The organism is Aeromonas sp. R7-5, from assembly GCF_040908015.1.
GTDB classification, from domain to species: Bacteria; Pseudomonadota; Gammaproteobacteria; order Enterobacterales; family Aeromonadaceae; genus Aeromonas; species Aeromonas caviae.
The window spans coordinates 12,211-31,671 of the sequence record NZ_JBFOCZ010000020.1; the positions used below are offsets into that span (position 1 = coordinate 12,211).

At 61.9% G+C, this 19,461-nt stretch carries 15 protein-coding genes and 1 tRNA gene; 7 read left to right on the forward strand and 9 right to left on the reverse strand.

Going from position 1 to position 19,461, the window contains the following annotated elements; all coding sequences use genetic code 11:
• Positions 1 to 103: 103 nt before the first annotated feature.
• The gene (locus AB5Y53_RS06900; protein ID WP_368181452.1) at positions 104 to 559 is read right to left on the reverse strand and encodes a YchJ family protein; all 456 of its coding nucleotides are present in this window, start codon (positions 557 to 559) and stop codon (positions 104 to 106) included.
• A 128-nt stretch (positions 560 to 687) separates the two neighbouring features.
• On the opposite strand from AB5Y53_RS06900, the gene AB5Y53_RS06905 reads away from it, so the two are divergent.
• From AB5Y53_RS06905 to AB5Y53_RS06920, 4 genes are all read left to right on the forward strand, one after another.
• A complete protein-coding gene (locus AB5Y53_RS06905; protein ID WP_103243044.1) occupies positions 688 to 2,355 on the forward strand; it encodes a methyl-accepting chemotaxis protein in 1,668 nt (555 codons plus the stop codon).
• Positions 2,356 to 2,459: 104 nt separating this feature from the next.
• On the forward strand, positions 2,460 to 3,671 hold the full coding sequence (locus tag AB5Y53_RS06910; protein ID WP_041215063.1) for an ROK family transcriptional regulator: 1,212 nt from the start codon (positions 2,460 to 2,462) through the stop codon (positions 3,669 to 3,671).
• Positions 3,668 to 5,251: a sensor histidine kinase gene (locus tag AB5Y53_RS06915; RefSeq protein WP_043155894.1), complete on the forward strand. Its 1,584-nt coding sequence runs from the start codon at positions 3,668 to 3,670 to the stop codon at positions 5,249 to 5,251. Before AB5Y53_RS06910 ends, AB5Y53_RS06915 begins: the two co-directional genes overlap by 4 nt.
• Complete coding sequence (locus AB5Y53_RS06920) at positions 5,252 to 5,917, forward strand: response regulator (protein WP_368181453.1); 666 nt, start codon at positions 5,252 to 5,254, stop codon at positions 5,915 to 5,917. It abuts the gene before it with no gap.
• Between the two features lie 137 nt (positions 5,918 to 6,054).
• Here the strand turns inward: AB5Y53_RS06920 and AB5Y53_RS06925 are convergent, their stop codons facing one another.
• From AB5Y53_RS06925 to AB5Y53_RS06950, 6 genes are all read right to left on the reverse strand, one after another.
• Entirely contained in the window at positions 6,055 to 7,584 is a 1,530-nt protein-coding gene (locus AB5Y53_RS06925) for a tripartite tricarboxylate transporter permease (protein ID WP_368181455.1), read from the reverse strand.
• A gap of 9 nt (positions 7,585 to 7,593) precedes the next feature.
• On the reverse strand, positions 7,594 to 8,055 hold the full coding sequence (locus tag AB5Y53_RS06930) for a tripartite tricarboxylate transporter TctB family protein (RefSeq protein WP_005300329.1): 462 nt from the start codon (positions 8,053 to 8,055) through the stop codon (positions 7,594 to 7,596).
• Between the two features lie 57 nt (positions 8,056 to 8,112).
• Entirely contained in the window at positions 8,113 to 9,078 is a 966-nt protein-coding gene (locus tag AB5Y53_RS06935) for a tripartite tricarboxylate transporter substrate binding protein (protein WP_010674916.1), read from the reverse strand.
• 174 nt (positions 9,079 to 9,252) lie between these two features.
• Complete coding sequence (locus tag AB5Y53_RS06940) at positions 9,253 to 10,785, reverse strand: transporter substrate-binding domain-containing protein (protein ID WP_368181456.1); 1,533 nt, start codon at positions 10,783 to 10,785, stop codon at positions 9,253 to 9,255.
• Positions 10,786 to 10,962: 177 nt separating this feature from the next.
• Positions 10,963 to 12,648 (reverse strand): aspartate:alanine antiporter, encoded by a 1,686-nt coding sequence (locus tag AB5Y53_RS06945; RefSeq protein ID WP_029314601.1) that lies wholly within the window; start codon positions 12,646 to 12,648, stop codon positions 10,963 to 10,965.
• 771 nt (positions 12,649 to 13,419) lie between these two features.
• Positions 13,420 to 13,495: transfer RNA gene (locus AB5Y53_RS06950), tRNA-Asn, on the reverse strand.
• Positions 13,496 to 13,627: 132 nt separating this feature from the next.
• On the opposite strand from AB5Y53_RS06950, the gene uvrB reads away from it, so the two are divergent.
• The 3 genes from uvrB to AB5Y53_RS06965 all read left to right on the forward strand — a co-directional run bounded on the left by uvrB (position 13,628) and on the right by AB5Y53_RS06965 (position 16,704).
• Positions 13,628 to 15,640, forward strand: coding sequence for an excinuclease ABC subunit UvrB (gene uvrB, locus AB5Y53_RS06955; RefSeq protein ID WP_368181458.1), 2,013 nt, complete (start codon positions 13,628 to 13,630; stop codon positions 15,638 to 15,640).
• Positions 15,637 to 15,894: a DUF1232 domain-containing protein gene (locus tag AB5Y53_RS06960; RefSeq protein WP_010674910.1), complete on the forward strand. Its 258-nt coding sequence runs from the start codon at positions 15,637 to 15,639 to the stop codon at positions 15,892 to 15,894. Before uvrB ends, AB5Y53_RS06960 begins: the two co-directional genes overlap by 4 nt.
• A gap of 147 nt (positions 15,895 to 16,041) precedes the next feature.
• A complete protein-coding gene (locus tag AB5Y53_RS06965) occupies positions 16,042 to 16,704 on the forward strand; it encodes a DedA family protein (protein WP_010674909.1) in 663 nt (220 codons plus the stop codon).
• A 244-nt stretch (positions 16,705 to 16,948) separates the two neighbouring features.
• Here AB5Y53_RS06965 and dsbB read toward each other — a convergent pair whose 3' ends face one another.
• Positions 16,949 to 17,470, reverse strand: coding sequence for a disulfide bond formation protein DsbB (gene dsbB, locus AB5Y53_RS06970; protein ID WP_010674908.1), 522 nt, complete (start codon positions 17,468 to 17,470; stop codon positions 16,949 to 16,951).
• Between the two features lie 86 nt (positions 17,471 to 17,556).
• The gene (nhaB, locus tag AB5Y53_RS06975) at positions 17,557 to 19,131 is read right to left on the reverse strand and encodes a Na(+)/H(+) antiporter NhaB (protein ID WP_010674907.1); all 1,575 of its coding nucleotides are present in this window, start codon (positions 19,129 to 19,131) and stop codon (positions 17,557 to 17,559) included.
• Positions 19,132 to 19,461: the final 330 nt, after the last annotated feature.

Below are 19,461 nucleotides of genomic sequence, written 5' to 3' on the forward strand. Positions count from 1 at the left end.
AATGTGATGAACCTCACGTCACCGTCGAGGCGGGCAGGGGGAAGCATGGCGGGGAAAAGAAGGCCAGCCCGGGGGCTGGCCAGAGGGCGGCGTGGGGGAAACCTCAGCCGCAGCACTTCTTGAACTTCTTGCCGCTGCCACAGGGGCAGGGGTCGTTTCGCCCGACCCGCAGCGGCGCCGGATCCTGCTCGCCGTCGGTGTAGACCCAGTGCCCCTGATGGCGCACGAAGCGGGAGCGCTCATGGAGGCAGTGACGTTCGTCCCCTTCCAGGAACCAGGCTTTGAATTCCACCATGCCGAGGGTGTCATCGGGGCCGCCCTGGCTGGCGAGGATCTCGAGGCCATCCCAGCGGGTGTCGGTCGATGAGAGGTCGGCCGCGGTCAACCCGTTCAGATAGTCCGGGTGCCAGCTGTGTACCAGATATTCTCCCAATCCCAGCACGAAGGCGCTGTAGCGGGATCGCATCAGCTGCTCCGGGGTGGCGGCGGGCTGACCTGCGTGGAGTACACCGCAGCACTTGGCAAGAAAAAGAGAGGAACCGCAAGGACATAGGTTCATGAGTCAGCTCATCTGGTCGATAATTAAAGGTGGCGGGATTGTAGCGAACGCACTTCCCTTTCGGCCAGCTTCCCATGCCGTTTAGGCAGACATCATGCAGCAATGAACACAGCACAAAGGGTGACACAATGACACTTAAGCAGAAGATCCTGTTACTGGGGGCCATCCCCGTGCTGCTGATGGCCCTGGTGGTCAATCTCAGCAACTACCTGGTGGCCAGGAGCGATCTGGAATCGGATCTGGTGGTGGCGAGGGAGAGGGCAATCAAGGAGCGCAAGGCGCTGCTCAGCAGTTATCTGATGCTGGCCAAGACGGCCATCGAGGGCAGTTACGGCAAGCCTGACAGCCCCGAAGTGCGCCAGCAGGTGAAGGAGATATTGCGGCCGCTGCGCTATGGCAGCGACGGCTACTTCTTCGTCTACGACTATCAGGGCAATACCGTGCTGCTGCCGACTCGGCCCGAGATGGAGGGGAAGAACCGCTGGCAGGACAAGGATACCAAGGGTGCCTTCCTCATTCAGGGGATCATCAAGTCGGCGCGGGAAGGAGATGGCTTCTCGGAGTACTGGACCAATAAGCCCTCTATCGGGCGGGATGCCCCCAAGCTCTCCTTCAACCTGGTGCTCGACAAATATCAGTGGGTCATGGGCACGGGCTTCTACATCGACGACATCGACAATGAGCTGGCCACCCTGCGCAGCGAGCGGGAGGAGACCATGTATGGCTCCCTGAAAACCGGGGTGCTGTTCATCCTGGTGATCCTGGGGGTGACCCTGGCGGCCACCGTGGTGATCGGCAACCGGGTCACCCGCCCGCTGGCGGATGCGGTCGCAGCCCTCAACGACATCGCCGACGGGGACGGGGATCTGACCCAGCGCCTCAAGGTGCAGAGCAAGGACGAGGTGGGGCAGCTGGCTGCCGCCTTCAACCGCTTCGTCGAGCGGATCCAGTCGGTGGTGAGCCAGGTGGGGGAGACCAGCCACCAGTTGCTGGGGGCCGTGGATCGGCTGCATAGCCTGAGCGAGCATGCGGACAGGCAGATGCAGGGCCATGGCAAGGAGACGGATCAGGTGGTGACCGCGGTGACCGAGATGAGCTCCACCGCCCAGGAGGTGGCGGCGAGCGCTTCCAACGCCGCCAGCGCCACCAGCGATGCGGCCCGCGAGTCCGATGCGGCCCGGGGGGTGGTGAACAGCGCCATCGGCAGCATCAACCGGCTGGTGGACGAAGTGCATGTGGCGGCCGGGGTCATCGAGCAGCTCGCCCACGAGACCGGCAAGATAGGCTCCGTGGTGGAGGTCATTCGCGGCATCGCCGATCAGACCAACCTGCTGGCCCTCAACGCCGCCATCGAGGCGGCCCGGGCGGGCGAGCAGGGGCGCGGCTTTGCGGTGGTGGCGGATGAGGTGCGATCCCTTGCGGGCCGTACCCAGCAGAGCACCAAGGAGATCAACGAGATGCTCCAGCGCTTGCAGGGCGGGGTGAAGCAGGCGGTGGAGGTGATGCAGGCCAGCGAGGCACGCAGCCAGGAGACGGTGCAGGAGGCGAGCCACATCGCCAGCTCCCTGGACAGCATGGTGGCGGCGGTCGGCACCATCAACGACATGAACATCCAGATCGCCACGGCCGCCGAGGAGCAGCACGCGGTCTCCGAGGAGATCAACAAGAACCTGGTGGCCATCCAGCAGATCGTCAGCGAGCTGACCGAGGCGTCCGGGGAGTCCAGCACCACCACCCGCGCCCTGGCAGGCACGGGTGACAAATTGCGCCAACTCGTCTCCCGCTTCCGTTACTAATCACATTTTTGCCGTCTGGACAGGATTTCCAGACGGCAAATTTGGGGATCGGCGCAGAATGTGTGAAAATCGCGCCATTCGTTCCTTTCGTTAGCCCCAACCCTATGAATGAGATCGTGAAAGGCAGTATCGATTTGATCCGTCAGCTCAACTACGGCCTGGTCTATGCCAGCCTGGAGGAGCACAAGGAGCTGTCCCGTACCGATCTGTCCCGTCTGACCGGCCTGTCGCCGGCCAGCATCACCAAGATCACCCGCGAGCTGCTGGACGGCGGCCTGGTGATCACCTGCGGCGAGAGCTCGGTGGGGCGTGGCCGTCGCCAGACCCTGCTGCGCATCAACGAGCGCCGCTTCCAGTTTCTCTCCATGCGCCTGGGGCGCGGCTATGTGGACATGGCCCTGTTCGATCTCGCGGGTCACTCCCTGGCACGCCATCGCCATGTCTTCAACGAGGCGGAGCGTGCCGAGCTGCTGGCCAGCCTGGTGCGGGCCATCGAGGGCTTTTTGCCCAAGAAGGCGCTGCGTCTGGCCTGCATCGCCCTTTGCCTGCCCGGTCAGGTGGAGCGCCACTCCGGCATGGTCAAGCATTTTCCCTATTACGATCTGCGCAACTGGCCCCTCGGTCCCACCCTGCAGGAAGCCTTCTCGGTACCCGTGCTGGTGAGCGGCGACGTGCGCACCTGGATCCAGGCCGAACGTGAGTGGGGGGCCGCCAGGAACTGCTCGGATGCGGTGCTGGTGTTCGTGCACAACGACATCGGGGTCGGCATGGTGGTCAATGGCCAGCTCATCGAGAGCGAGTCGGCTCTGCTCGGGGATCTCAGCCACCTGCAGCTCGAACCCTATGGCCAGCGCTGCTACTGCGGTGGCTTCGGCTGCGCCTGCACCCTGGTGACCAATCAGGCGCTGGAGGCGCAATATCGGGAGCTGCGCGAACGGATGCAGGAGTTCGATCTGCCCGAAAGCGTCACCATCCGCGAGCTGTGCGAGCTGGCGCTGGCTGGCAACAGCCTGTGTCAGGACATCCTGCACCAGGCAGCAGGCCGCCTCTCCCGGGTGCTGGCGAACCTCATCTGCCTGCTCAATCCGGGCAAGCTGCTGCTCGGGGGGGAGATCACCCGGGCCGATCGACTGCTCTTCCCCATGTTGCACCAGTCCCTGGCAAGCCAGTTGCCCGCCGAGTACCTGGTGCGCCTGCAGATTGAATCCACCCACTTTTACGAAGATCCCACCAAACCCACCTCGGTGCAGGTGCACAAGGCCCTGCGCGATGGCAGTCTGCTGCTCGACTTGTTGCGAGGCGACAAGGAGGCATGAGACTCGGGTTGCAAGGACGCTTCCTGCTCATTCTCTGTCTGGTCAGTCTGTTGCAACTGGTGCTGCTGAGCGGGGCCAGCTACTACTATGTCGCCGAGCAGCGCTACCGGGAGGTGGGGGATCAGGCCCTGGATGTGGCACGGCTGGTGGCGCGGGAGTCCGGCGTCATCGCCGGGGTGAAGCGGGCGGATACGGTCCGCCTCAATGCCCTGGTGGAGCGGATCCGCGCCGAGGTCGGGGCCAGCTACATCGTCATCGGGGACAGGCAGGCACGCCGCCTGGTGCACCCCAATGCGGACCGGATTGGCAAAGCCATGGTGGGGGATGATCCCGAGCGTGCCCTGCAGGGGGAAGCCTATATCTCCAGGGCCCAAGGGTCCCTTGGGGTCTCGGTGCGCGGCAAGGGGCCCATCCGGGACGAGATGGGCAAGATCATCGGGGTGGTGTCGGTCGGCTATCTGGTGCGGGACATCGATGCGGATCTGCAGGGCTATTTGCGCTTCGGTCTGGCCATGACATTGCTCATCGTGGTGCTCAACAGTGTCGCCGCCGCCTGGCTGGCCCGGCGCTACAAGAAGGCGATATTCGGCTTTGAACCCGAGCAGATGGGGCGTCTCTATGCGGAGCTCGACTGTACCCTGCGCACGGTGCGCGAGGGGATCCTCACCATCGACGAGCAAGGGCGCCTCACCTCCCTCAACCCCAACGGCATCAAGCTGCTGCGCCTGGACGACACCACCGCCAGGAGCGCCATCGGCCAGCCCATCGGTCACCTGCTGCCGGGCAGTCGCATGCTCTCCATCCTGCAAGAGCAGACCCCCCAGTTTGACGAGGAGATAGTGCTCAACGGCCAGTCCCTCATCGTCAACCGCTTGCCGCTGGTGCGCGAGGGCAAGCTGATCGGCGCCGTGTCGAGTTTTCGGCGCAAGGACGAGCTGGCGGAACTCAGTGCCCAGCTCTCCCAGGTGCAGGCCTACAGCGATCTGCTGCGGGTTCAGACCCACGAGCACAACAACCAGCTCGGGACCATCGCCGGCCTCATTGAGCTCGGTGCCACCCGGGAGGCGCTCGCCTTCATCGGGCGGGAGGCGGCCACCGAGCAGACCCTGCTCGGCTTCCTGATGGGGGCCATCGCCAAACCCAAGGTGGCGGGGTTGCTGCTCGGCAAATACCACAGGGCCCACGAGCTCGGTCTTGAGCTCGTGATCGATCCCGATGCCCGTCTGCACGACATTCCTGCCCGTGTCAGCGGTTCCCAGCTGGTAACGGTGCTGGGCAACCTCATCGACAACGCCTTCGAGGCGACCCGCCGCCACGGTGCGCCCTATCAGCCCATCCGGGTTTCCCTGAGCGATCTGGGGCAGGATCTGGTGCTGGAGGTGGAGGACGGGGCTGGCGGCATCGACCCGCAGTTGGCGGACAGGTTGTTCGAACAGGGGGTCAGCAGCAAGCCCGAGCCAGGACACGGTATCGGGCTCTCCCTGGTGCGCAAGACCCTGGATGCCCTGCAGGGGGAGATCACCATCGAAGCCACGACGCAGGGAAGTTGCGTCGTCTGTTACATTCCCAAGGAGGTGTGAGTGATCAAGATCCTGATCGTCGAGGATGATCCCGCCATTGCCGAGATCCACCGCCGCTTCGTGCAGCGCCTCGCCGGTTTCGAGGTGCTGGGGGTGGCGTTGACCCTGTTCGATGCCAGGGAGCAGATAGGGATCCTCCGGCCCGATCTGGTGCTGCTGGATGTCTGGTTGCCCGATGGAGAGGGGTTCTCGCTATTGAGAGAGCTGCGCCAGGCGGGGGCGAGTCTGGATGTGATCCTGCTCACCGCGGCGCGGGAAGCCGCTGCCCTGCAGGAGGCGATGCGCCTCGGGGTGGTGGATTTCATCTTGAAGCCCGTGGTGTTCGAGCGGCTGCGCGACACCCTGGAGAAGTACCGTCAGAGCATCGCCGCCCTGGCGGCGTTGGCCGACATCGACCAGCAGGCGGTGGACACCCTGTTCGGTACGCCGTTGCAGCAGGTGGTGGCAGAGGGACTGCCCAAGGGCATCGATGCTCTCACCCTGCAGCGGGTGCTGACGGCCCTGACTCCGGAGGCCGCGAGTGCCGAGGAGATAGGCAGCCGGATAGGGGTGAGCCGGACCACGGCGCGCCGCTATCTGGAATTTCTGGTGGGGCAGCAACTGGCGAGCCCCGAGCTCGAATATGGCACCGTCGGGCGGCCGGAGCGGCGTTACCGCAAGCCGTGATCCGGTCGCCCGGAGCCTGTTGTCCAGACAAGAAAAGAGCGCCTTTCGGCGCTCTTTTTATCAGGATTTGCTTCCCGTGGGCATCAAGGTCTCTGCGCGTGATGGTCAGGGTTCAGAGGTGGCAGAGGATCATCGATTCAGTGGCTGGTGGCAGGCTCCCCCTTGGGGGCCCGGCGAGCCTGCCACCACTGCCAGACGGGCAGCAGCAACATGGTCAGGGTGATCACCGTAAAGGCGAGGGTGATGGGGCGCTCCCACAGGAAGCTCAGGCTACCGTCGTTGATCACCAGGGCCCGGCGCAGGTTGTCCTCCAGCATGCCCCCCAGGATGAAGCCGAGCAGCATGGGGGCCATGGGGAAGGTGAGCAGGCGCAGGCCGATGGCGATCAGTGCAACGATGGCCATCACATGGATGTCCATGGTGTTGAAGGAGACCAGATAGACCCCGGTCAGGGAGAACAGCAGCACCATGGGGATGAGCACGGGGCGCGGAACCGCCAGTACCCGGGCCAGGTAGGGGATGAGGGGGAGGTTCAGGATCAACAGCACCACGTTGCCCAGATACATGGAGATGATCACCGACCAGAAGACGTCCGGATGCTCCATGAACAGACGCGGGCCCGGCTGGATGCCGTAGGCCACCAGGGCGCCCAGGATGAGGGCCGTGGTGCCGGAGCCCGGGATCCCCAGGGTCAGCAGGGGCACGAAGGAGCCGGTGGAGGCGGCGTTGTTGGCCGCTTCCGGGGCGGCCAGGCCGCGCAGGCTGCCCTTGCCGAACTGCTCCTGGCGCTGCTTGCCGGCGATGTTGCGCTCGGCGCCATAGGCCATGAAGGCGGCGATGGTGGCGCCGGCTCCCGGCAGCACGCCGATGAGAAAGCCCAGCACCGAGGAGCGGGCGATGGGAGGCGCGATTTCTCTGACCTCTTCCTTGCTGAGCTTGAGGCTGCCGAGCTGCTGCATCTGCCTGGCCTCTTCCTCGCTGTTGTCCTTGCCCGGGCGCAGCACCGTCATCAGGATCTCTGCCAGGGCGAAGGTGGCCATGGCCAGCAGCAGGAAGGAGAAACCATCACGCAGATCCGGCAGGCCGAAGGTAAACCTGTCTACTCCGACACTGCGGTCGATGCCGATGGTGGAGATCATGATGCCGAACAGCGCCATGATCAGCGCCTTGAGCACCTGCCCCTTGCCGGCAAAGGCCGCCACGGCGGAGAGCCCCAGCACCATGAGGGCGAAGTAATCCGCCGACTGGAAGGAGAGGGAGACCTTGGCGAGCAGGGGCGCCGCCACCATCAGCATGATGGCGGAGAGGGTGCCGCCGGTGAAGGAGGCGTAGGCGGCGATGGCCAGCGCCTTGCCCGCCTGTCCCTTGCAGGCCAGGGGATAGCCGTCGAAGGCGGTGACCACGGTGGCGGAGCAGCCGGGGGCGTTGATCAGGATGGAGGAGGTGGAGCCCCCGAAGATGGCGCCGTAATAGACCCCCGCCATCAAGATGATGCCGGAGGCCGGATCCAAGCCATAGGTGATGGGGATCATCAAGGCGATGGCGGTGACCGGGCCAAGGCCCGGCAACATGCCGATAAAGGTGCCGATGAAGCAGCCAAGCACCACCATCATCAGGTTGACCGGCAGCAGTGCGGTGCCGAGTCCTTGCAAGATTCCGTCTAACATGGTGACTCCTTAGAAACCGAGCAGGGTGAACAGGCGACCCGGCTCCAGATAGACGTTGAGCCCCTTGGTGAGCAGGGCCCAGAAGCCGATGGAGAAGGGGACGCTGATCATCAGGCCGTAGCGCAGGCTGGGCTCACCGAGCACCCGGATGCCCACGCTCAGGAAGGCGATGGTCGAGAGCACGAAGCCAAACCAGGTGAGCCCCAGTCCGTAGATGACCATGAGCCCGAGCAGGATGAAGACCCGGCGCCAGTCCCCCTCTTCCCGGCGCAGGGGCTCGCCCCCGGGGAAGAGCACCAGCAGCAGGGAGAGCAGCGCCCCGATCCCGGCCAGGGCATAGGGCAGGGTGCTGGCGGTGAAGGGTTCGTATTCGTCGCCGGGGTAGCCCGGTATCTCGGTGGCGTAGTAGCCATAGGCGAGGGAGAGCAGCAGAAACAGCAGACCCCCCAGTCGCTCCTTGGTAATGTTCATCTTTTGACTCCAACATGAGCGGCGGGCCTGCGCCCGCCTGCGATGGGACTGCGAGGGTTATTTGATGAAGCCGAGCTCGCGCATCAGGCCGCCGATCTGCTGCTCCTGGCCGTCAAGGAAGGCGGTGAACTCGGGACCGGACTGGTAGAGGTTGGTCCAGCTGTTGCGGCTGCGGACCACTTCCCACTCCGGCTTGTCGTACATCTGCTTGAGCAGGGCGGCAAACTCGGCGGATTTCTCCGGGCTGATGGTGGGGGAGGCGAAGTAACCGCGCCAGTTGGCGAAGACGGTGGGGTTGTTCTGCTCGCTGAAGGTGGGGATCTGCTCCGCCCCCGGCAGGCGTTTGTCGGAAGTGACCCCGAGGATCCGCATCTGGCCTGACTTGACCGCTTCCATCGCCTCGCCAAAGCCGGTGGAGATGGCCTGGGTCTCTCCGGCCAGCACGGCGGCCATGGCGCTGCCACCGGCATCGTAGGCGACGTAGCGCAGCTTGCTGGCGTCAGCCCCGGCGTTCTTGAAGGTCAGGGCGGCGACCAGGTGATCCAGACTGCCACGGGCGGAGCCCCCGGCGATCTTCACCTTGGCCGGGTTCTCCTCGTAGGCTGCCAGCAGCTGGGCCCAGTTCTGATAGGGGGAGTCCGCTTTCACCGCCAGGGCCTGGTAGTCGGCGATGATGGCGGCCACTGGCGTCAGGTCACGGAAGGACTGGGGCAGCTCCTTGGAGAGGGATTTGACGATGATGGGGGTGGAGTTGACCATCAGGGTCTTGTCTGACTGGGCCGAGGTCTCGATGAGGTGGGCGATGGCCTTGGCGCCGCCACCGGCGGACATGTTCTGGTAGGAGACGGTCTTGACCAGACCGGACTTGGCCAGCACTTCACCGGTGCCGCGGGCCGTGGTATCCCAGCCGCCGCCAGCGCCGCCCGGGATCAGGAAGTGGACTTCGTTGATCTGGGCGTGGGCGCCGACGCTCAGTGCGAGCAGGCTACCGATCAGGGTGCGTTTGAGGGTTCCTTGCAACATGGTGCTCTCCTTGTGATTGTTGCAAGAAGGTTAATTAATCATGTCTGGCTGGAAAACAATCTGACCGTAATGGCTATTAAGGCTGTTGTGACCATTGTGTTCATTCTGGTCATGGGCCGAAGAGGGGCGCGCGCATAGAAACGAGGCGCCCGTGAGCGCCTTGTCCGGCAAGGATCACTGGGTCGGTTTCGCCGCTGAGGTGCTGACGTCCTCCTTCGCCTCCTGTTTCAGGGCCTCGCTCGCCTGCTGGCGCAGAGCCACCTGCTCCATCACCAGCTTGTAGGCGATGTAGTACTTGTAGATGTTGCCCACATAGGTGACCGTCTCGGGGCCGATTTTCTCCGCCGCCACGTACTCGACATTGTGGAACCAGACGTTGGGATCCAGCCCCCGTTTTCTGGCCTCGGCACGGAGCCGCGCCACCCGGGCGGGGCCGGCATTGTAGGAGGCGAACGAGAAGAGGGCCTTGTCGAGGGCGGTCATGGGCTCGTCCGCATAGTAGTGATCGATCATCCAGCGCATGTATTTGACGCCGCCGTGAATATTGGGCTCGAGCTTGCGGATGTCGCCGACCTTCAGCCCCTTGCCGGTGGCGGGCATGATCTGCATGATGCCGATGGCGCCCACATGGCTGCGGGCCTGGTGGTTGAGGGCGGACTCCTGGTAGCCCTGGGCCGCCATCAGCAGCCAGTCCATGTCATAGCGTTCGCCATATTCACGGAACAGCTCGACCACCTGCAGGAATTTCTTGCGCTCCGCCTCGGCGGCGGCGCTTTTGACGAACTTGTTCTGCTTGAGATAACGGGCCAGGATCTCGTCCCCCGTCGCCTTGCCGCGCAGCGCCTTTATCTGCTCGTTGAGCATGGCGAGCAACTGGGGGCTCTCCTTGCGCACCGCCCAGGCGATGACGCCCCCCTCCCGGAACACGGGGGTGTCGTGAATGGTGATCCTGGGGAAAATCTTTTTCCAGAAGCGGGCCTTGTGCTCGTCCATGACGATGAAGGGGAGCAGGCCTGCGTTCACCATCTCCACCAGGTCTTCATCTTCGAGCACCTCCGAGGCGGGTTGGAGGTCGATGAGGGGCTCTCCCGCCGACTTGCGGGCCTGGTTGTAGGCGAGCAGGCTCTCGTAGTAGCTGGATGAGGGGCGCACGAAGACGCGCTGGCCCTCGAGATCGGCGGCGCTTTCCACCTTGGGGGAGAGGGGGCCGGAGACGAGCAGCTCCCGCACGTTTTCAAGCAGGGGATCGGTGAAGGCGATACCCTGCTTCTTGCGCTTGTCCGTGATGGTGAGATTGGCGGCGGCGATGTCGCCTTTGCCCTCGATGAGGGAGGTCAGCAGGGCTTCCCGGGCCACGGGAATGAAGACGAAGTGCACCTTGAGGTGGCGTTTGATCGCCTTTTGCTTGCGCAACTGTTCGTTGAGGCGCTGCTCCACCTGCATGAAGGCATCGTAGGTGACGCCCCGCTGCACGCCCTTGGTGATGAAAAATCCCGTCTTGTTGTAGGTGGTGAGCACTCGGATGGTGCGCTGCTCCAGCATGACGTCGAGATCTCCCAGCCTGGGTTTGGCAAGCTCGTCGTTTTCAAAGCTCAGGGCGCTTTTCTCCGTCTCTGCTTCGGGGGCCACCTGCTTGCCGGATTCGGCCCCCCAGGCTGGCGTCAGGGAGCAGAACCACCAGATCACAATCATCCATGCGCGTTTCATCACTTACACCTCGCTCGTTTTATTGAGTGTAAGTGGCACCTTGTAGAGGATTTAGCTTATTGGGTTTGATAGACCCGTCCCCATAGCACGATTTTCACTATTCCATCCAGGAGTGCCTGCCCATGAAAAAAGGAGCCCCGAGGCTCCTCTTTTTCTGCGTGCTGCGGGCCCGTATGGCTAGAACCAGAAGCCGATGATGAAGGAGCCCGCCAGGGTCAGCATCACGTTGGCCACCGCATAGGTGCCGGCGTAGCCGAGCGCCGGGATGGAGCTGTTGGCCGCCTCGTTCACTACGTCCATGGCCGGGGCGCAGGTACGAGCCCCGGTGATGGCACCGAGCAGCAGGGCCGGGTTCATTTTGAGCACCCAGACACCGAACAGGTAGCCTACCAGCACCGGCAAGGTGGTCACCAGCATGCCGGAGAAGAGCACCACCATCCCCACTTCGCTCAGGTGATCGAGGATGCCGCCCCCCGCCTTGAGGCCGGTGCTCACCATGAAGACGGCGAGCCCGAGATCCTTGGCAAGACGCAGGGCGCCTGGTGGCACATAGCCCACCGTGGGGTGGTTGGCCCGCAGGTAGCCCATCAGGATCCCCGCCAGCAGCAGGCCGACGGCATTGCCGAGGCCGAACTCTATCTGGCCGAACACCAGGGAGACGGAGCCGATGAGCAGGCCCAGCACGAAGAAGGTGGCGAAGGCCACCAGATCCGTGGTCTGGCTGTGGATGCTGATGAAGCCTATCTTGTTGGCCAGCAGCTTGACTCGCTGCTTCTCGCCGCTGATCTGCAGCACGTCGCCCTTTTGCAGCATGATGTTGCGATCGAACGGCATCTCTATCTGGGAGCGCACCACCCGGTTGAGGAAGCATCCCTTCTCGGTGAGGTTGAGCTCCACCAGATGGCGACCCACCACGGCGTCATTCTTCACCACGATCTCTTCGGTGACGATCTGCAGGTCAAGAAGGTTGCGATCGAACACCTCCTTGCCGTTGCGGTAGTTGACGTCGAGCTTCTCATGGCTCTCGGGGTAGCCCACCAGGGCGATCTCGTCCCCTTCCTGAATGACGGCGTCACCATCGGGGCTGGCCAGAATGCCGTTGCGGCGAATGCGCTCCACATAGCAGCCTGTGTGGGGATAGATGCCGGTTTCGCGCAGGGTGCGACCGCCGATCCAGGCGGCGAGCTCCGGGCCGACCCGATAGGCGCGGATGATGGGCAGATAGGTCTTGCGGCTCTCGCTGTCGGAGAGCCCCCGCTCGCGGGCGATCTTCTGGGCCTCGGTGTTGAGATCCAGCCTGGCCAGGGAAGGAAGGTAGCGCACCACCAGCATCAGGCCCACCAGGCCCACCAGGTAGGTCAGGGCGTAGCCTATCCCCATGTTGTCGAGCACCGACTGCATGTCGGTCTGGTGGGGCAGGTTGAGCAATCCGCTTCGCAGGGCGTCCTGGGCCCCCACCAGGGCCGGCGTGGAGGTGAGAGAACCTGCCAGAATGCCGGCGGCCATGCCGGGCCCCAGATTGAAGAACTTGGCGAGCCCCACGGTCAGCAGCAGGGCCGACAGCAGGATCACCAGGGTCAGGGTGATGTAGTGGATGCCGTCGCGAAGGAAGACGCTGAAAAAGTGCGGCCCCGCTTCAATCCCCACGCAGAAGATGAACAGCATGAAGCCGACGTTTTCAGTGGAGGTGGAAAACTGGAATCCCATCTGGCCAAACAGCAGGGCGGTGAAGAGCACGCCTATGGTGTTGCCTATCTGGAAGTTGCCGATGCGTACCTTGCCCAGCAGCAGCCCGAAGGCCAGTACCACGAACAGCAGCAGGGAGTCGCTTTGATGTAGCAGTGTCACGAAATCTATGGTCATGCCCGGAAAAACCGAGGAAAAAAGTGGGGCCGATATTGTGCCGGATCCTGTATCAAGAAAGAAGCGCCAAAGCGGATTAACAGCCAGTTAAGTGCTGGTCTCTTCGGTGAAGGTAGGGATGCGAGGGCGGGCTGGGGAAAACACCTCTATTTTACGCTGCAAGGCCCGCTGTCAATGAGTGAAATATGCTGTCGAGCAGGGAGAGGATGACGCTCCTGTGGACAATTTATTACCTGCTGTATGGGGAGCAAACGGGCACGTTTTTCAGCATTTTCCACTGAGGAAATTGAAGGGTGACAAAAGAGACTCATGACTCATCCGGCAAGGGCTGACCCGCAGGACGCGGCATAGCGAAAAAAAATCTCCCGCAGGCAGCACCGCGAGTCGATTCATCCCATTTAGGGGGGAAGGGAAAAACAGCAGAAAATGGGGAAGAGCGGGGGCAGCCAGCGCAAACCGGGGACAATGGCTGCCAGCCCAGATGAACCGTGGCTTTGGTCAAGTTACCCACAGAAACTGTGGATAACCCTGTTTATGAAACTTGGCGATCAGGCTGAAAGCCGCGCCAATACTGGGCTGCAGGGACTGTTCAAAAAATACCTGCAATAAATTGTTTCTATAAAAATCAAATAGTTATGCGCAGCAGAACAAAACGCTGCTGGTCAGTAACGGGAGATCAAAAGGGAGTCAGGCCGCAGGGGAGGGCTTGTGCATTAAAATTGGAAGAGGAAAGCACTAAAGTGGATAACTTGCACCGAGATGGTGAGGAATTGGCTCCCCCGACTGGACTTGAACCAGTGACATACGGATTAACAGTCCGCCGTTCTACCGACTGAACTACGGGGGAACATCAGGCAAGGAGGTGCATCATACAGAGGTCGTATTTCGGGGTCAATAGCCATCAGGGAGGGTGAGCGGATACCCAGCTTCTTCAACTCGGGGTACACTGCTCCCTTGCCGTTTTTTGCCGGGAGTCGTCATGAGCAAGTTATTCCAGTTGGCCAGCCAGTTTCAACCCGCCGGGGATCAGCCGAGGGCCATCGCCCAACTGCTCGATGGCATCGAGTCGGGACTGGCCCACCAGACCCTGCTCGGGGTGACCGGTTCGGGCAAGACCTTTACCATGGCCAACGTCATCGCGACCCTCAATCGTCCCACCATGATCCTGGCGCCCAACAAGACCCTGGCGGCTCAGCTTTACGGGGAGATGAAGGAGTTCTTCCCCGACAACGCGGTGGAGTATTTCGTCTCTTATTACGACTACTACCAGCCCGAAGCCTATGTGCCGACCACGGACACCTTCATCGAGAAGGATGCCTCCATCAACGATCACATCGAGCAGATGCGGCTGTCAGCCACCAAGGCGCTGCTGGAGCGGCGTGACGTGGTGATCGTCGCCTCGGTATCGGCCATCTATGGTCTGGGGGATCCCCAGGCCTACCTCAGCATGATGCTGCACCTCAAAGTGGGGGACGTGATCAATCAGCGGGATATCCTGCGCCGCCTCGCCGAACTGCAGTACACCCGCAACGACATGGCCTTCCAGCGCGGCACCTTCCGGGTGCGGGGGGAGGTGATCGACATCTACCCCGCCGAATCGGACAAGCTGGCCCTGCGGGTGGAGCTGTTTGATGAAGAGGTAGAACGCCTCTCCCTGTTCGATCCCCTGACCGGCGCCATCGAGCAGACGGTGGTGCGCTACACCATCTACCCCAAGACCCACTACGCCACCCCGCGGGAGACCATCCTGGGTGCCATCGAGCACATCAAGGAGGAGCTCAAGGGGCGGCGCGAGCAGCTGATGAGCCTCAACAAGCTGGTGGAGGAGCAGCGCATCAGCCAGCGCACCCAGTTCGACATGGAGATGATGCAGGAGCTGGGTTACTGCTCGGGTATCGAGAACTACAGCCGCTACCTCTCCGGTCGCGCGCCGGGTGAGCCGCCGCCCACCCTGTTTGACTACCTGCCGGGGGACGGCCTGCTCATCATCGACGAATCCCACGTCACGGTGCCGCAGATCGGCGCCATGTTCAAAGGGGACAGATCCCGCAAGGAGACCCTGGTGGAGTACGGCTTCCGCCTTCCCTCGGCGCTGGACAACCGGCCCCTCAAGTTCGACGAGTTCGAGGCGCTGATGCCGCAGACGGTGTTCGTCTCGGCGACCCCGGGCCCCTACGAGCTGGAGAAGTCCGGCGGTGACGTGGTGCAGCAGGTGGTGCGTCCCACCGGCCTGCTCGATCCCGAGGTGGAAGTGCGGTCGGTCAGCACCCAGGTGGACGATCTGCTCTCGGAGATCCGCAAGCGGGTCGCCGTGGAGGAGCGGGTGCTGGTCACGACACTGACCAAGCGGATGGCGGAGGACTTGACCGAATACCTGGCAGATCACGAGGTACGGGTGCGCTATCTGCACTCGGACATTGATACCGTGGAGCGGGTGGAAATCATCCGCGACCTGCGCCTTGGCAAGTTCGACGTCCTGGTGGGCATCAACCTGCTGCGCGAAGGCCTCGACATGCCGGAAGTCTCCCTGGTGGCCATTCTGGATGCAGATAAAGAGGGCTTCCTGCGATCCACCCGCTCCCTCATCCAGACCATCGGCCGGGCGGCACGCAACCTCAATGGCAAGGTGATCCTCTACGGCGATACCATCACCAACTCCATGAAGGTCGCGATTGAAGAGACCGAGCGGCGCCGCGCCCTGCAACACGCCCACAACCTGGAACACGGCATCGTGCCGAAGGGGCTCAACAAGGCCATCGGCGATGTGATGGACATGGGGGGCAGCCGCACGGCGGGCAAGGCCGGCAAGGGGAGTCGCAAGGCTGCCGAACCGCAAGGGGAGTACCATGCCCGCTCTGCCAGCGAGATCAGCAAGGAGATCAAGCGGATGGAAGAGCAGATGTTCCAGCATGCGCGGGATCTGGAGTTCGAACAGGCGGCGGCGCTGCGGGATCAGATCCAGCGGCTGCGCGGCGAGCTGATCGCGTCATGAGCGCCAGACGCTGGCTCATCTGGCGGCGTTTGCGCCGCCTCTATCAGGGCTTTCGCCACCCAGGCACACCCTGGTGGGCGAAGGGGCTGGTGATCCTTATCCTGCTCTATGGCATCAGCCCGGTGGACGTTGTCCCCGATGTGGTGCCTCTCCTTGGCTGGCTCGACGACGCGACCCTGTTGCTGCTCCTCTTGTGGGGCTGGGAGAAATGCCTGCCCGGCGAGGTGCTGGCCGCTCTGGACAAGGCCGAGTGAGCAGAAGCCTACGTTCAGGGAAAGGGGAAAAGAAGGGGGGATTGAATGACTCCCTTCATGGGGTTCGAAAAAGGGGACCATGGGGAGATTGTGAGCCAGGTCTCATTGGCGTAGACTCCACGCCGTTCACTTCATGGGTACCAAAAAATGGATCTGATCCTCTTTGCCATCGACTTTATTCTGCACGTTGACGTGCATCTGAAAGAGCTGTTCGAGAATTATGGCGTCTGGGTATACGCCATCCTGTTTCTCATCATCTTCTGTGAAACCGGGCTGGTGGTGACTCCCTTCCTGCCGGGGGACTCCCTGCTTTTTGCTGCAGGTGCCCTCACAGTGGGCAGCGTGCTGGACGTGCACACCCTGGCCGCCGTGCTGATCATCGCCGCGGTGCTCGGCAACGTGGTGAACTACACCATAGGCCACTTCTTCGGTGAGCAGCTGTTTCGCAACCCCGATTCCAAAATCTTTCGTCGGGACTATCTGGTCAAGACCCATGCTTTTTATGCCAAGCATGGCGGCAAGACCATCATCATCACCCGTTTCCTGCCCATAGTGCGGACCTTCGCCCCCTTCGTGGCGGGCATGGGGGCTATGACCTATCCCCGCTTCCTGGCGTTCAACCTGGTGGGGGGGCTCTTGTGGGTGCTCTCCTTCGTCTATGCCGGCCACTTCTTTGGCAATCTGCCGGTAGTGCGCCACAACTTTACCCTGCTCATCTTCGGCATCATCGCGGTCTCCTTGCTGCCCATGGTGATCGGCATGGTGAAGGCCAGGAGAAGTGCCAGCAAGGCTACCTCCGAAGGCGCGTGACATCGCCGTGCACGACATGAAACAAGGGAGCCGATGGCTCCCTTGTTGTTGGTAGGTTGAGTGGCAGGTCGCCGCTGCGCCCTTTGACCCGCTTGTGGCCTGTTACGATGATGCACACCCGCAGGCAGCCACTTCATTGGCAGAACAGGGAGAAGGAGATCCGGCCTCCTGGGCATGGGGTCGTGAGGCGATAAGAGGAGATAAAAAGGGAGCCACGGGCTCCCTTTTATGGTCGAGTGAACGACTAGTTGCAGCAGCGCCCTTTTATCAGGTTGCCAGCAGCCACGATGACGAACACCAGCAGGTAGGCGGCAAAGATGACCACGAGCCACTGCGGCATGGAGAAACCGAGGAACTGCCAGCTGATCTCGCTGCAGTCGCCGTCCGGGTAGAACATCCAGGGAACCCATTTATCCAGTGGTGCCCAGGCAGGGAAGTCAACAAACCCTTCGCATACGTTGAAGGGGGAGGGGTTCATCTGGTAATCCACGTGCTTGAGCGCCAGTTTCAGGCCCCAGAAGGCGCTGTAACCCCACAGGAGCATGGCACTCCAGCGCAGGTACCAGCGCTCTGGCGCGACCATGCCGAGGAGCCCGGCGGTGAGCACGCCGAGGAGGGCGATACGTTCATAGATGCACATCACGCAAGGGTGCAAACCCAGCACGTGCTGGAAGAAGAGGGCGCAGAGTTCCAGCGCGAAAGCGGAGGCTGCCAGCAATCCCCAGGCCAGACGATGACTGGCAATGCGGCGAAGATACTCGATCATCTGATTGATCTCTCAGAGAAAAATAGTGGCTGAATTAGAGCAGAGCCCCATCTGAAAAGAAAGGGGCCGAACAGCCCCTTTCATGATCAGTGTGTGGACGGGGTGGGCAGTGGCAGTGCCCCATGATCCAGCAACCACCCTGCCTGATAGAACCATTCGGTTGCAGGACCGAGGAGCAGTTCCACGGAGAAAAAGCCGACAAGCCCCAGCACCAGGGTATAGGGCAGCGCCATCCAGACCATGCGGCCATAAGAGAGGCGCAGCAGGGGTGCGAGGGCCGAGGTGAGCATGAACAGGAATGCGGCCTGGCCATTGGGGGTGGCGACCGACGGCAGGTTGGTGCCGGTGTTGATGGCCACGGCCAGCAGATCAAAATGCTCCCGGCTGATGGCGCCGTTGATCAGGGCGGTCTTCACCTCGTTGATGTAGACGGTGCCGACGAAGACGTTGTCACTGACCATGGAGAGCAGACCGTTTGCCAGGTAGAAGAGGGCAAGTTGATCCTCCGGCTTGGCCGCCAGTACCCACTGGATCACCGGCTTGAACAGCTGTTGATCGATGATGACCGCCACCACGCTGAAAAAGACGGTGAGCAGGGCGGTGAACGGCAAAGCCTCCTGGAATGCCTTGCCAAGCGCGTGTTCTTCGGTCACGCCGGTGAACGCCGTCGCGAGCACGATGACCGTCAGGCCGATCAGCCCGACTGCAGCCAGATGGAGGGCAAGACCCGTGATAAGCCAGGTGGCAATCAGCGCCTGGACGATCAGCTTGGCCTTGTCCTGCGGGGTACGTTGTGCGTCTTCGTCGCGCTCGTAGGATTCCATGATGTGACGCACGGGCTCGGGCAAGCGGGCGCCATAACCGAACCAGCGGAATTTTTCGACCAGGATGCAGGTCAGCAGGCCGCAGATGAAGACCGGGATGGTGACTGGTGCCATGCGAATGGCAAATTCACCGAAGTGCCACCCCGCCTGTTCACCGATGATGAGGTTCTGGGGTTCGCCGACCAGGGTGCAGACGCCCCCCAGGGCGGTACCGATGGCGGCGTGCATCATCAGGCTGCGCAGGAAGGCACGAAATTCGTTCAGATGCTGGCGGGAGAGCTCGTCAATCTCTTCGTCATCATGATGCAGATTGCCGGACTCATCCCGGGAGGCCACCTTGTGGTAGATGGCGTAGAAGCCGGTTGCGACGCTGATGACCACGGCGATCACGGTCAGGGCATCAAGGAACGCGGAGAGGAAGGCAGACACCAGGCAGAAGGCGAGAGAAAGCAACGTCTTGGAGTGAATGCGTACCAGCATCTTGGTAAAGACGTAGAGCAGCAACTGCTTCATGAAGTAGATGCCGGCCACCATGAAGACCAGCAGCAGAAGTACTTCGATATTGGCCACCAGCTCATGCTTTATCTGGTTGGCGGAGGTCATGCCGATGAGCACGGCTTCGATGGCCAGGAGTCCGCCTGGTTGCAGCGGATAGCACTTGAGGGCCATGGCCAGGGTGAAAATGAACTCGACAACCAGCAGCCAGCCGGCCAGGAAGGGATCAACGTAGAAAATGATCGGGTTGATCAGCAGGAATAGCACGATGGCAATTTTGTACCATCGCGGAGCATTGCCCAAAAAGTTCTTTGTAAACGCGCGCCCTAGGCTGATTGGCATAATGATGGTTCTCTGTTCTGTTGTTGATATCTGCGTCTATGCAGTCGAGCCCGACCCGAGCCGAACATCCGGATATTCACCTGTATCAGATTGATTGCACATGATTTTAATCAAGGGAGCGATAACTATAAATAAGCTCGCTGAACTTGCCCAGCGAGCAAACGCTTATATCCCCATCATTTGGTGTTGGTTGACTCCCCACTTGTTGGCGCATACATATTTTTAACAAAAAGATCGGGGTAATGTGAGCAGAGGACCGACCTTCTGCTTGCCAGCATGACCGGCTTTGCTATTATTCGGGGGCCTTTTTACGCACTACAACAGAGTCAT

Coding starts and splice junctions, on each gene's coding strand:
- AB5Y53_RS06900 (WP_368181452.1), bottom strand. CDS start 559: ATGAACCTATGTCCTTGCGGTTCCTCTCTTTTTCTTGCCAAGTGCTGC.
- AB5Y53_RS06905 (WP_103243044.1), top strand. CDS start 688: ATGACACTTAAGCAGAAGATCCTGTTACTGGGGGCCATCCCCGTGCTG.
- AB5Y53_RS06910 (WP_041215063.1), top strand. CDS start 2,460: ATGAATGAGATCGTGAAAGGCAGTATCGATTTGATCCGTCAGCTCAAC.
- AB5Y53_RS06915 (WP_043155894.1), top strand. CDS start 3,668: ATGAGACTCGGGTTGCAAGGACGCTTCCTGCTCATTCTCTGTCTGGTC.
- AB5Y53_RS06925 (WP_368181455.1), bottom strand. CDS start 7,584: ATGTTAGACGGAATCTTGCAAGGACTCGGCACCGCACTGCTGCCGGTC.
- AB5Y53_RS06930 (WP_005300329.1), bottom strand. CDS start 8,055: ATGAACATTACCAAGGAGCGACTGGGGGGTCTGCTGTTTCTGCTGCTC.
- AB5Y53_RS06935 (WP_010674916.1), bottom strand. CDS start 9,078: ATGTTGCAAGGAACCCTCAAACGCACCCTGATCGGTAGCCTGCTCGCA.
- AB5Y53_RS06940 (WP_368181456.1), bottom strand. CDS start 10,785: ATGAAACGCGCATGGATGATTGTGATCTGGTGGTTCTGCTCCCTGACG.
- AB5Y53_RS06945 (WP_029314601.1), bottom strand. CDS start 12,648: ATGACCATAGATTTCGTGACACTGCTACATCAAAGCGACTCCCTGCTG.
- uvrB (WP_368181458.1), top strand. CDS start 13,628: ATGAGCAAGTTATTCCAGTTGGCCAGCCAGTTTCAACCCGCCGGGGAT.
- AB5Y53_RS06960 (WP_010674910.1), top strand. CDS start 15,637: ATGAGCGCCAGACGCTGGCTCATCTGGCGGCGTTTGCGCCGCCTCTAT.
- AB5Y53_RS06965 (WP_010674909.1), top strand. CDS start 16,042: ATGGATCTGATCCTCTTTGCCATCGACTTTATTCTGCACGTTGACGTG.
- dsbB (WP_010674908.1), bottom strand. CDS start 17,470: ATGATCGAGTATCTTCGCCGCATTGCCAGTCATCGTCTGGCCTGGGGA.
- nhaB (WP_010674907.1), bottom strand. CDS start 19,131: ATGCCAATCAGCCTAGGGCGCGCGTTTACAAAGAACTTTTTGGGCAAT.